12 protein-coding genes are annotated in these 12,977 nt (G+C 61.1%); 10 read left to right on the top strand and 2 right to left on the bottom strand.

Features of this window, described 5'->3' with window-relative positions:
* Positions 1–18 precede the first annotated feature (18 nt).
* From ACJ7Z0_RS22970 to ACJ7Z0_RS22925, 10 genes are all read left to right on the top strand, one after another.
* Positions 19–501: a DUF4189 domain-containing protein gene (locus ACJ7Z0_RS22970; RefSeq protein WP_434791668.1), complete on the top strand. Its 483-nt coding sequence runs from the start codon at positions 19–21 to the stop codon at positions 499–501.
* Between the two features lie 22 nt (positions 502–523).
* Entirely contained in the window at positions 524–1,114 is a 591-nt protein-coding gene (locus ACJ7Z0_RS22965) for a hypothetical protein (protein WP_434791667.1), read from the top strand.
* A gap of 9 nt (positions 1,115–1,123) precedes the next feature.
* A complete protein-coding gene (locus tag ACJ7Z0_RS22960; protein WP_434791666.1) occupies positions 1,124–2,077 on the top strand; it encodes an XVIPCD domain-containing protein in 954 nt (317 codons plus the stop codon).
* A 114-nt stretch (positions 2,078–2,191) separates the two neighbouring features.
* Entirely contained in the window at positions 2,192–3,118 is a 927-nt protein-coding gene (locus ACJ7Z0_RS22955) for a type IV secretion system protein (RefSeq protein WP_434791665.1), read from the top strand.
* A gap of 2 nt (positions 3,119–3,120) precedes the next feature.
* Complete coding sequence (locus ACJ7Z0_RS22950; protein ID WP_434791664.1) at positions 3,121–3,636, top strand: DUF4189 domain-containing protein; 516 nt, start codon at positions 3,121–3,123, stop codon at positions 3,634–3,636.
* A 143-nt stretch (positions 3,637–3,779) separates the two neighbouring features.
* Entirely contained in the window at positions 3,780–4,349 is a 570-nt protein-coding gene (locus tag ACJ7Z0_RS22945; RefSeq protein ID WP_434791663.1) for a hypothetical protein, read from the top strand.
* Entirely contained in the window at positions 4,346–5,983 is a 1,638-nt protein-coding gene (locus tag ACJ7Z0_RS22940) for an XVIPCD domain-containing protein (protein WP_434791662.1), read from the top strand. Before ACJ7Z0_RS22945 ends, ACJ7Z0_RS22940 begins: the two co-directional genes overlap by 4 nt.
* 78 nt (positions 5,984–6,061) lie before the next feature.
* A complete protein-coding gene (locus ACJ7Z0_RS22935; RefSeq protein WP_434791661.1) occupies positions 6,062–6,712 on the top strand; it encodes a hypothetical protein in 651 nt (216 codons plus the stop codon).
* Positions 6,709–7,620, top strand: coding sequence for a glucosaminidase domain-containing protein (locus ACJ7Z0_RS22930; protein ID WP_434791660.1), 912 nt, complete (start codon positions 6,709–6,711; stop codon positions 7,618–7,620). Before ACJ7Z0_RS22935 ends, ACJ7Z0_RS22930 begins: the two co-directional genes overlap by 4 nt.
* A 177-nt stretch (positions 7,621–7,797) precedes the next feature.
* Entirely contained in the window at positions 7,798–9,474 is a 1,677-nt protein-coding gene (locus ACJ7Z0_RS22925) for a type IV secretory system conjugative DNA transfer family protein (RefSeq protein ID WP_434791659.1), read from the top strand.
* A gap of 177 nt (positions 9,475–9,651) precedes the next feature.
* Here the strand turns inward: ACJ7Z0_RS22925 and ACJ7Z0_RS22920 are convergent, their stop codons facing one another.
* Positions 9,652–10,110, bottom strand: a complete 459-nt coding sequence (locus tag ACJ7Z0_RS22920; protein ID WP_434791658.1) for a metallophosphoesterase family protein — start codon at positions 10,108–10,110, stop codon at positions 9,652–9,654.
* Positions 10,107–12,974: an aconitate hydratase gene (locus ACJ7Z0_RS22915; RefSeq protein WP_434791657.1), complete on the bottom strand. Its 2,868-nt coding sequence runs from the start codon at positions 12,972–12,974 to the stop codon at positions 10,107–10,109. Before ACJ7Z0_RS22915 ends, ACJ7Z0_RS22920 begins: the two co-directional genes overlap by 4 nt.
* Positions 12,975–12,977: the final 3 nt, after the last annotated feature.

The raw sequence follows: 12,977 nt of genomic DNA, 5'->3' as shown, positions 1-12,977 counted from the left end.
CCCATGTCAGCACATCTCTTGTACAGACTGCTGGTGGCAAGTCTCTGGATGTTCTGGGGCGGCACCGCGCTTGCCCAGCAATGCCCTCCCGGGCAGATTGCTTATGGCTCGGGTCCCGGTCTCAACATGTGCGGGCCGGATAACAGGCAACAGCGAGCACCTCAGCAGCCCGCCGAGGTTTGGAGGGATCGATATGGGGCGATTTATCTTGATGCTTCAAAAGGCGCAATAGGCACATCTTCAAAAATGCCAAGCCGTGCTACGGCGGAGCAAGCTGCACTGAACGGCTGCCAAGCGAAGGGTGGGATCAACTGCAAGATGGAAGCTTGGTATGGGAATGGTTGCATCGCTTACGTAGTTTCTGACCATTCGTATGTAGCGATTCAGAAACCAAAACTAGATGACGCCATCCAGGAAGGCATGCAAAAGTGTCAACGCTCTGGTGACGCCAGCTGTCAGGTTGACTACACCGATTGCAGCCTGCCGGTTCGGATTCAATAGCGAGCCAAACTCGGACCACGCCATGGATGCTTTGATCCCACCTACCAACTTACGAGCGATTGGGGCATCAAACCTCGTTCGCTCGCTCCTCCTTCGATCCACTCTGATCTTTTCGCTGATCACGATCGCGTGCTTCTCGGTATCCAGCTTGGCAGGGGAAACGACTTCCCCTCCTTCAAGGGCGAATGCTCTGGTTTGTGGTGAATCGGAGGTTTTGATTCAAACCGCCTGTTCCGCCAGCAGCGACGGCGCTCCACCTCATTGCACCCAGAAGCTGATCTTCAAAGAGGCTGATTCCCGAGTCAGTATCTCTATCAAATACGCTCCGAAGCCTCTTAAAAATATGGATGAGTCGTTTGTTAACCAATTGAGTTGCAATCCAGTAAAAAGCGACTTCTATGTCATTGCATACAGCTCTAACTTTGGCAGTTGCTCGACCTGCGAATGGATGGATGTCTACACGACGCGCGGAAGGCTGATCGGCTCTACCCAGTCTGCCACGCGCTCGCTGCAATTGCCACACAAGAAACTCTCAAAAGAGCTTGAGCGCCTGCTCAACGACTCTCAAGAGGACAAATCAATTTCGATCGACAGAGTCACTTCAACCAAATAGGAGAGGATCATGACCAACCACAGCCACTACAAGGATCCGATCGACACGGCCGTCGGTCGCGTCGGAGGCTTCTCCCGCGAGGCAGGAGGCGCGTCCGACGAGGTCAAGCAAAAGGTGATTGACATGATCGTCAGCAAGGCTCATACGTATGGGCTGCCGGATCGCGACACGGCAAACCTCATCGCCATCGCCAAGGTCGAGTCGAGGTTCAATCCGGATGCAGCAACGCCCGGGCATCAGTCGTCGGCATCCGGCGTTTTTCAGATTACCGACTCAACGGCCAAGGATGCGCATCAGCGCTTGGATGGAACCTCCAGGATCAACGGGCACAAGTTGGGCGAGTTCAATCGCTTTGATTTGAACTCCAACATAGAACACGGCATTGCCATTTATCTGGATAAAAAAGCAACGGCCAAATCCGGTGACGTTGCCAGTATCTACAAGGCATGGAACACCAACCCTGCCGAGTACAACAAATTTCTTGGTCAGTTGAGGGACGACAGCAACAAGTACCTAGGCGAACTCCAATCGAAGGGCGGCTTGGCGCTGAGTTCGACAGGTTCGAGCGCAGCGACGATCACGTCTGCCGGTCACCCCGGGCATGGGCTCTACGAGCAGGCGTTGCACAAGTTGCAGAAGTGGAATCACGATCACCACATCAAGGTGGATCCCCAGAGCACCAGGAATACCGCCGCTGCGTTGGCTGTGGAAGCTCATCAGCACCGGCTCACGCGGATTGACCATGTGGAGCCCAACGAACCTGGCGACAAGCTCATCGCCGTGCAGGGCAAACCGGGAGCGGTGCACTCAAAGGTGGTCGTAGTGGACACGATGGTGGCACTGAACACGCCAGTAGCGCAAAGCTCACAGGCGTTCACAGTCGTACAGCAGGCGCAGCAGCAAGCCCCTCAGCACAACAACCAGCAGGCCGCGCAGCAAGCGGCGCCTGCGATGTCTCGCTGAGATCCCCATTCACAAGTCGAATCACTGCTAACGCCCATGAATACCGCGACCCCGGCTATCCATCCGATAGCAAACAAAATGTTCGGCGCATGGATTGCAAGCGTCCAGTCATGTATGAGCCGCAACGCTTTGATCGTGATCGCCGCAAGCACCATGGCCCTTGGGGGCTCGGACCTGCATTCGATCTTCACGGATGGTCTGCTCAAGGAGATCAACTACATGGTCACCGGCGAGAAGGAATCACCGGTCTCGGCCATTGACAAGAACCTGGTGCTCACCCAGGTGGTCATGTCGGCCATCGACAACGCGCAGGGCCTGGACGTGAGCACCAGCGGCTCCAATGTCACCAGCGTGGGCGTCTCCTCGCTCGTGGGTGCGCTGGGCGTGTCCAGCCCGGCGATAACGGCCGGGGCGCTACTGCTGACCTACCAGGTGGGGTTGGCGCTGTTCATCAGCCTGGGGCCGCTGTTCATCCTGTGCCTGATTTTCAAGCAGACCGAGTCGCTGTTTCACAAGTGGCTGCTGTACGGCATCGGGCTGCTGTTCTCGATGGCGGTGCTCAGCTTCATGGTGTCGCTGGTGCTGGAGTTGAACCTGCGCATTGCCGCGGGGCTGTGGGCTAGCAAGGCGATCACCAGCTTTCTGGGCGTGGGTGGAAGCACGGGCCTGACCAGCCAGGCGATGCTGCAAGGGGGCATCGGGCTGCTGCTGACGGTGCTGCTGGTGACCGCGCCTGCGGCGGCGGCGCAGTTCTTTGGGGGGACGCTGGGGCAGTTCTATACGAGCTCGGTGCTCGGTGGCGGGGCCGGTGCGCAGCAGGGGCCGGGGGGGCAGGCGCCGGGGACTTTTGGGGGGCCGCAGCAGACGAATGCGGGGCGAGGAGTGGATGCTGGAAATCAAGCTGATCGTGGTGGGTATGGAGGCAACCCTGGCAGTGCTGCAACCCGCATTGCGGGCAACACACCACCCGTTACTGATTCCATAGATACCACCAGGACGACGGCACCACCAGCGCGAGCGCTCAACGTGGATGGGGCGTGACCATGCCAGCACATCTCTTGTACAGGCTGCTGATCGTGGGTTTGTGGCTGCTGTGTGCCAGCGCCGCGCATGCCGAGGGTGGGTTTTGTCCACCGGGCACCATCGACCACAACAACGGCCGGGCAGCAGCGATTGTTTGCTCCCCGATCCCGGGCTATGGACAGCAACGAGCACCCCAGCCTCCGCCTCAGCAGTGGGAGCGCAGGTGGGGAGCGATTGCAGGCGATAAGCCCAAAGGAATTCTTGGGACTGCCGTCGACAAGACAAGCAAAAGAGAGGCAGAGCAAGCAGCATTGTCCGATTGCGCAACCAATGGTGGATCGCCCTGCAAGGTTGAAGCCTCATATGCCAACGAATGCGTGGCGATGGTGGTAGGGGCCAAGGGTTATGGGATCTATGTCGGCGACTCACAGAACGCCGCCATTCAACGAGCAAATCAGCAACTCTGTCCCGTTGGTGGTGACACTGATTGCCGCACTCTTTACACCGCCTGCAGCCTGCCGGTACGAATTCGGTAGATGCCATGCACTTCATCAGTTGCCGCCAATTCGAGCGACTCGCGCACAGCTCACGCGCGTTGCGGGGTTAGATGGCCATGAAGCGCCTCATCCCCGCTCTCACCGTCCTTCTTGCTCTCACTACAACCGCCTGCGGACAGTCCATGAAACAACCCGACATCAAACTCAATCCGCATCCGAAGATGCGCTATGAAATCACGTTGACCATTGAAGACGCGCCAGGGCCGTTCGAGTCGGTGGCGGGGTATGCGAATTTCGAGACCGACACCAACTGCGTGCCGGAGGCGCCGATCACCGCAGCCAACTATGGCGCGAAGTATCCGCTGGGCCACTCCGTGCCAGTGGTGCTGCGTGCCTTGAGCGCGAACATCTACCAAGGCACGATGTACATGGACTGGCCCGAGGACGAGGACTACTACGGGTTGGGGGTCTGTCGATGGCGGTTTTCGTCCTTCAGCGCTGTGATGACGGCTGGCGAGGTGAGCTTTGGGGCCAGCATGTGGGACAGGGATGTCGTTGCGCAGCAGTCAAAGACTGAGTATTTCGCCAAGAGAGCTTACGGAGACAACTCCACCCCCTCCACTGTCACCCTCCCCTCCGGCCTCACGATTCGGACGGCGCCCATTTCCAGCTTGGGCACGAACTACGTTGCGACTCGCATTCAAGCCGACTTCTTCTCCACCACCCTGGCTGCCAAGGAGCACTTCGAATGAGCATCGATGCCGCCGAATATGCACGCCTGTCCGCTGACTCCTACGAGGACCGCTCCAAGTTGGCGGGCTCTGACAAGTCATTCACCCTCAGGGGCAGCAGCATCGAGTACACCGTCCTTGCCGTCGCCAACAACCCCAAGACGGACTATCAGGGCACGGTCTACCAGCGCGTGGACACCAAGGAAGTCATCATCGCGCATCGCGGCACGGAGTCGGCCAAAGATGGCCTGACCGATGCAAGCATGGTCTTCACAGGGCGCAACAACCAGCTCGACGATGCGGTGGCGTTCACCGAGCAGGCGATCGCGCTTGCCAGGAAAAACGCCAAGGACAACAACACTCCCCTCAACATCTCCCTCACCGGCCACTCCCTGGGAGGCACGCTGGCCGAGATTACGGCAGCCAGAACCGGCTTGCACGCCGAGACCTTCAATGCGTACGGCCCCGGTGCGCTGAAGAACCTCGACCGCTACGGCGTCGATGTGCACACCCCGCACCCAAATATCGTCAACCATGTGCGCGCCACCGATGTGGTGGGCGCGGGCGGCCCGCACCTGGGCAGCACACGCACCTATGCGGCACCGCAGGACATCGAGAACCTGAAGCGTGGCCGCTACATCGGCGCTTCGCCCTTGCCGGCCAACCCGCTGCTGGCGGCGGATGTGGGTGCGCACACGATCACCAACTTCCTGCCGGACAACGAGGTGATCGGCGATTCGGTGCTCAGCGCGAACAACGAAGCACGGGGCCGCGCCTATGCTTCGGCCATCGAGCATTACAAGAATGACGTGGTGCGGGGGCGCGTCGATTTGAACAAGGTCGCCAACAACGCCATCCCGATGGCCTCCGCCGTGAACGGCGTACGCCTCGGTGTGCAAGTGGCCGATGCGGCCAGCACGGCGGTGGCAGAGAAGGCCACGCAAGCCATGGTGTCGGGTGCGCAGACGGCCGTGCACGGCGCCCAGGCAGTCGGCCATGCCGCGGGGCAGGCCTACGACGCAACAAGCACCGCGGTCGTCGACGCTGCCAAAACGACTGGCAAGGCTGTCGTTTCGGGCGCACAGGCGGCCAGCCACGCGGCCGAGCGGGCCTACGATGCAGCGCGCGACACGGTGGAGACAGGTGCTCGGCAGGCAGGTGAAGCGCTGGAGCGGACCGGTGAAGCGCTGCATGAGGGCGCTTCCCGCGCAATTGACAAGCTCACTCATCCGGGGTCGTGGTTCAGCAGCCAGACAGGACCGGTGCCGTTGTTGAACGATGGCCAGCATCCTGGCAACGGGTTCTACAAGCAGGCCTTGGCCGGGCTGGAGAAGATCAACGTCGAGCGCGGCATCCCCACCGATCAACGTACCCGCAATGCCGCCGGCACGTTGGCCGCATCGGCTTGTGAATCCAGGTTCGAGCAGATCGATCATGTGGCACTCGGCAGCAACGGCAGCAAGCTCATTGCGGTGCAAGGTACTCCGGGAACGGCGCATTCCAAGGTGATCGATGTGCCGACGGTACAAGCCATGAACACATCGCTTGAAGACAGCTCCAGGGGCTACCTCCAGGCAATGAACAAGGCCACGCCACAGCAACCTGCGTCGCAGTCCCAAACCCAGCAGCTGGCGCAGCCGGTCATGTTGGCCTGAACCACAGACTGACTTCCAGGCAAATCATCCCTTTGCGCCTATGGGATGGGCGCAGATCGCCATTAATTTCATAGCATCATGAAGCGCATCCATTCAAGTCACCTTCTCGCCTTGTGCTCGCTATTCCTCGCCTGGAGCACGCACTCGGTATCGGCTCATGCTCAGCCCACACAGGCCAAGCCGGTTCAACACAATGCGGCTGGAACATCTAGCGCCGCGCTGAAATTGCCGGACCATTTCACAGCTTATGCGTCCGCATCCATTGGCCATAGCCGGCGCTGCGTCTCCGGCATGAGCGCCGACGAGGATGGCATGAATCAAAGGCCTGAGGTCTACGCAACGAACGCTTCTGGCAAGCGTGTGCTGTGGATTGCACGGCTTGACTTGCCTGCAGACATGTACCAAAGCCGGGCCACGCATTGCGCCGGACGTGGCGATGCACTCTATGTGCTGTTGCAGTCCGATACGCAAGCGTCGCAAAGCCTTTCGCAAACGCGATTGCGCGTTGTAAAGCTCAATGCCTTCACGGGTGCCGTGCAGCTTCTGCAGGATGTCGAAATACCCGCCACCTACTCTGCCTGGGTGAACAAGGGTGCGACTCGCTTTGTCTGGAGCGGCAATCGCCTCGTCATCACCGGCAATGTGCGTTTGGCTTCAGATCATGAGCGCGTGCAGAAATTCACCGTGCGTTTGAACAACGATCTAGAACCCCAAGGGAGCAAACCATGAGTGACAAGGACCGATTGGCAGTAGCCACACCCGCGCAACAAAATGGCAAAGAGCAATTCATCGCAGATCTATACCCGGCAGCGGCCAAGGTCTCGCAGCAGACGGGCATGTCCAAGGAATTGATCCTGGCGCAGGCCGCACTGGAAACGGGCTGGGGCGAGAAGGTGCTGTCCGGCACCAACAACATCTTCAATATCAAGGCATCGCCAGACTGGCGCGGCCCTACCAAGACCTTCGCTGTTCCGGAGTTCCTGGACGGCAAGAAAGTGATGGTGAATGCGGAGTTCCGTGTCTATGCTTCCACCGAAGATGCGCTGAACGACCGCGTGAAGTTTCTCCAGGAAAATTCGCGCTATACCAAGTCGGGACTGTTCGATCCGGGCACCAAGGGAAATCTTGAGAAAGAAGCCGCTGCGCTGCAAAAGGCTGGCTACGCAACCGATCCACACTACGCCAAGCAGTTGGCTGCTGTCTACCACGGTCCAACGATGCAGCGCGCCGTCAAGGCAGCGGCGATGAGCTCTCTCACTGAAGAAGGCCACCCAGGCAACGCGCTGTACAAGCAAGCCTTGGCAGGTTTGGAAAAGTGGAATCGCGAGCACGACATCCCATCCGATCAGGGCACCAAGAATGCCGCCGCAGCAATAGCTACCGAAGCGCAGCATCGCGGGCTCAAGCGCATCGACGATATAGCGCCGAACGACAGTGGCGCCAAGTTCATCGCCATACAGGGCCGACCGGGGACCGCTCATTCAAAGGTGATCGATGTCGACACGATGGTGGCACTGAACACGCCTCTTGCGCAGAGTTCGCAAGCCTTCGCCGATGCCCACAACCAGCAACAGAACCTACGTTCGCAGCAGATGAATCAGCCTGCCCAGACGCAAACTTCGCCGGTTCTGCATTGAGTTGACCTCACGCGTGAGTACTGGGCAGCACGCCGTTCGAACACTGATTCCTTCGGGCGGTGACATTCAAGTGAGGCAGCTTGCCTCAAGACGCATGGCAGATCCAAGCGTCTTCGATTCGCCGCAGCCATCTGCGCATCGAGTGCTGGGCACTCGCGAACTACAAGTGATATTCAAATGACCAAGGCCAAGTGGGCTGCTGCAGCCTTGACCCTTCTTGCGGCGATTCCAGCGGGGCTTTACCTGTCGGGTTGGCTCGCCCTCCTTCTGCTCAAACTGGACACGCGAACGCTGGCCTGGAATACATATCCGGCTTACTGGCAAGCGTTGGAACTGCCCGCTTACCACGCCTACTCGCAGCAAATCCATCTGGCTGGCTACGTTGGCTTTGGCGTGCCACTGTTGCTCTGGCTCGGCCTGCTGGCGCTGCTCGCCAGGACCAAGGCGCCTTCGATCCATGGAGACGCCCGCTTCGCTACGGGTGCTGACCTCGGCAAGTTCGGCATGTTCAAGCCTGCGGACAACGGAATTCTGGTGGGCAAGTTCGACGGCAAGCTGGTGCGCCTGCCGGGCCAGCAGTTCGTCATTCTTGCGGCCCCCACGCGCTCGGGCAAGGGCGTCGGCATTGTCATTCCCAATCTGCTCGAGTACGGGGAGTCGATGGTGGTGCTCGACATCAAACAGGAGAACTACCAACTCACCAGCGGATGGCGCGCGAGACAGGGGCAGGATGTCTATCTTTTCAACCCCTTCGCGGAAGACAGACGGTCGCATCGCTGGAATCCGTTGACCTACGTCTCCAGCGATCCGGCGTTTCGCGTGTCTGACCTGATGAGCATTGCCGCCATGCTGTACCCGGACGGCGCGGACGACCAGAAGTTCTGGGTCAGCCAGGCGCGCAACGCATTCATGGCGTTTTCGCTTTATCTGTTCGAAAGGTGGGATGACGAAAAAGGCCGGGACATCTCCGAACCGCTCCGCGTCGCACGCACGCTCGGGCAAATCTATCAACTGTCTTCCGGTAACGGCACCGACCTGCGCAAGTTCTACGAGCAACTGGCGCAATCGCCCTTCCTGAGCGGCAATGCGCAATCCGCTTTCTCGAACCTGCTCTCACAAGCGGCGGAAACCTTCGCCTCGATCCTGGGCACCTTCAAAGAACCGCTCAATGCCTGGATCAACCCGGTGCTCGACGCGGCCACCAGTGCCGACGACTTCCTGCTCACCGATGTGCGCAAGAAGAAGATGACGATCTACATCGGCATCCAGCCCAACAAGCTCGCCGAGAGCCGGTTGATCGTCAATCTGTTCTTCAGCCAGCTCATCAACGTGAACACCAAGGAGCTGCCGCAGAACAATCCGGAGCTCAAGCACCAGTGCCTGCTGCTGATGGACGAGTTCACCAGCATCGGCAAGGTAAACATCATCGCCAACGCCGTGAGCTACATGGCGGGCTACAACATGCGGCTGCTGCCCATCATCCAGAGCATGGCCCAATTGGACGCCACCTATGGCAAGGAAGTGGCGCGCACCCTGATCACCAACCACGCTTTGCAGATCATCTACGCGCCGCGCGAGCAGCAAGACGCCAACGACTACTCCGACATGCTGGGCTACACCACCGTGCGCAAACAGAACGTGACCAGAGGCAGGGAGACCAGCCGCAGCGAGTCCGAAGAGCGCCGCGCCCTGATGCTGCCGCAGGAGCTCAAGGCCATGGGGCCGGACACAGAGGTCTTCCTCTACGAAGGCATTCCGCATCCGGTCAAGTGCGACAAGATCCGCTACTACCAGGACCGCTACTTCACGCAGCGGCTGAAAGAAAAGGTGCCGATCCCTGTCTTGTCGATCTGAGACCGGCGCCCTTGCACCGTCAGCTGGCCAGCAATTGCCTGAGCACGAACGGCAGGATGCCGCCATGCTTGTAGTAGTCGCCTCGATCGGCGTGTCGATGCGCAGCCGCACCGTCACCTCCTGGCGCGAGCCGTCGCACGGTGCACGACCAGCTTGGTTCTGCCCTTTTCTCGCTGCTCAGGCCAGTTCGACGATGCGCGCCGTGACTGCGTCGTCCACCACGATCAGCTCGGCGACCGCAATCGGCAGTTTGAAGCGGCGCGGCCCGGCGCTGCCCGGATTGACGTAGAGCACGCCGCCGCGCTCCTCGACCTTCGGCTTGTGGGAATGGCCGGACACCACCACCCGCACGCCCGTAGCCGCAGGGTCGATGTCGATCTGCGACAGGTCGTGTATCGCATAGACGAGCACCCCGGCGACCCGCAGGAACTCCGTTTCCGGGATCCGGGATGCCCATGGCTCGCGGTCGTTGTTGCCCCGCACCACCGTCAGAGGCGCGATGGCCCGAAGCGCGTCGAGGATGCCCGCATCGCCGATGTCGCCGCCATGGACGATGAAGTCGCTGCCCTGCAGGGCCGCCACGGCCTGCGGGCGCAGCAGGCCGTGCGTATCGGAGATGAGGCCGACGCGAATCAAGCCGCGAGCAGTTGCCTGAGCACAAACGGCAGGATGCCGCCATGCTTGTAGTAATCGACCTCGATCGGCGTGTCGATGCGCAGGCGCACCGTCACCTCTTGATGCGAGCCGTCGGCGCGGTGCACGACCAGCTTCACGTCCATCTGCGGCTTGAGCTGCCCGCCGATCACCACATCGATTTTTTCGTCGCCCTTGAGGGCCAGCGTCTGCCACGAATCGGCGCCGCGGAACTGCAGCGGCAGCACGCCCATGCCGACCAGGTTGGCGCGGTGGATGCGCTCGAAGCTGCGCGCCACCACGGCCTTGATGCCCAGCAGCTGCGTGCCCTTGGCGGCCCAGTCGCGCGACGAGCCGGTGCCGTATTCCTCGCCGCCGAAGACCACCGTCGGCACGCCCTGTTCCATGTATTTCATGGCGGCGTCATAGATGAACATCTTCTGGTTGCCGGGCTGGAACAGCGTGACGCCGCCCTCTTCCTGCGTGCCGTTGATGTCGGGCGGAATCATCAGGTTCTTGATGCGCACGTTGGCAAAGGTGCCGCGCATCATCACGTCGTGGTTGCCGCGGCGCGAGCCGTAGCTGTTGAAGTCGGCCTTGGCCACGCCATGCGCCTTGAGCCAGATGCCCGCGGGCGAGCTTTCCTTGATGGAGCCGGCCGGCGAGATGTGGTCGGTGGTGATCGAGTCGCCGAACAGGGCCATGACGCGCGCGCCCTTGAAGCCTGCGTCGGACGCGTGCGGCGCCATCTTGAAGTCTGAGAAGAACGGCGGCTCGGCGATGTAGGTCGACGTGGGCCAATCGTAGACCTGGCCCGCCGTGCCTTCGATGCTGCTCCAGAACTTGCCCGGATCGCTCTTGACCTTGTCGTAGTTCTCGCGAAACGACTTGGCGTTCATCGCATAGCGCAGGTTGTCGTCGATCTCCTTCGGCGTCGGCCAGATGTCGCCCAGGTATATGTTCTTGCCGTTCTTGCCCTTGCCCACGGGCTCGGTCATGAGGTCGACCATCACGTTGCCGGCAATGGCAAAAGCCACCACCAACGGCGGCGAAGCCAGGAAGTTGGCCTTCAGGTTCGGATGGATGCGCGCCTCGAAATTGCGGTTGCCAGAGAGCACAGCCGCGCCGACAAGATCGTTCTTGACGATGGCATCGTTGATCTCGGGCGTGAGGTCGCCCGCATTGCCGATGCAGGTGGTGCAACCGTAGCCGGCCAGGTAGAAGCCGAGCTTTTCGAGATACGGCAGCAGGCCGGCCTTCTCGAGGTACTCGGTGACGATGCGGGAGCCGGGCGCGAGCGAGGTCTTGACGTGCGGCTTGACCGTGAGGCCCGCCTCGACCGCCTTCTTGGCCAGCAGGCCGGCCGCGAGCATCACGCTCGGGTTGGAGGTATTGGTGCACGAGGTGATGGCCGCGATCAGCACGTCGCCGTTGCCGATGGTCACTCCGCCCTTGGGCGACGAGGGCGCGGTGGCGCTCACGTGGGCAGCCGCCTTGGTCGACCGGTTGGCCACCATCTCGACCACGTCGCGCGGTGCGCCCGGCGGCGGAGGGGCGGTTTCCTCGTCGTCGCCCTGGCCGTTCGTGGTCAGCGGATAGCGCAGCTTCAGCCGCTCGGGCGGCTGGTTGAAGCCGTTGGCATCGTTGGGCTTGCTGAAGAGTTCGGAGAACTTGGTCGACAGGTGGCCCAGGTCGATGCGGTCCTGCGGCCGCTTCGGTCCCGCGAGGCTCGGCGACACGGTGCCGAGGTCGAGCTTGACGATCTTGGTGTAGTCGATGTCGCCGGGCGCCGGCATGCCGAACAGGCCCTGCGCCTTGTAGTAGGCCTCGAAGCGCTCGACCTCTTCCTTGGTGCGGCCGGTGCCTTCGAAATACGCCACGGTCATTTCATCGACCGGGAAGAAGCCCATGGTGGCGCCGTATTCGGGCGCCATGTTGCCGATGGTGGCACGGTCGGGCACGGCGATGGAGGCGGCGCCGGGGCCGAAGAATTCGACGAACTTGCCCACCACTTTTTCGGCCCGCAGGATCGCGGTGACAAACAGCACCAGGTCGGTGGCCGTGACGCCTTCGCGCAGTTTGCCGGTGAGTTCGAAGCCCACCACGTCGGGCGTCAGCATGTACACCGGCTGGCCCAGCATGGCGGCCTCGGCCTCGATGCCGCCCACGCCCCACCCGACCACGCCCACGCCGTTGATCATGGTGGTGTGGCTGTCGGTGCCCACCAGCGAGTCGGGGTAGTAGGTGGGAACTTCGGCGTTGTCGCTCGAGCTCTTGTAGACGCCGCGCGCAAAGTATTCGAGGTTGACCTGGTGCACGATGCCGAAGCCCGGCGGCACGACGCGGAAGGTGTCGAAGGCCTGCATGCCCCACTTCATGAACTGGTAGCGCTCGTTGTTGCGCTGGAACTCCAGCTTCATGTTCAGGTCGAGCGCCTTGGGCGTGCCGTAGTAGTCGACCATCACCGAGTGGTCGACCACCAGATCGACCGGCACCAGCGGCTCGATGGTCTTGGGCGACTTGCCGAGCTTGGCGGCCACGCTGCGCATCGCGGCCAGGTCGGCCAGGAGCGGCACGCCGGTGAAGTCCTGCAGCACCACCCGGGTCACGACAAACGGAATTTCGTCGGTGCGTTCTGCGTTGGGCGACCAATGGGCCAGCTCTTCCACGTGCTTGGGCGAGACCTTCTGCCCGTCACAATTGCGCAGCACCGATTCGAGCACGATACGAATCGACACCGGCAGGCGTTCGACGGTGGGATATTGCCTGGCCAGCTCCTTGAGCGACCAGTATTTGCCGGCTTTCCCCGATGCGGTCTTGAAGGTCTTGAGGGTGGACGCAAAGGCGTGTGCCGGTGCTTTGGCCATTGA

This window comes from Variovorax palleresanus, from assembly GCF_051144945.1.
Lineage (GTDB): Bacteria > Pseudomonadota > Gammaproteobacteria > Burkholderiales > Burkholderiaceae_C > Variovorax > Variovorax paradoxus_S.
The sequence above is the reverse complement of the archived record's forward strand: the minus strand, read 5'-3'. Positions and strand labels throughout refer to the sequence as shown.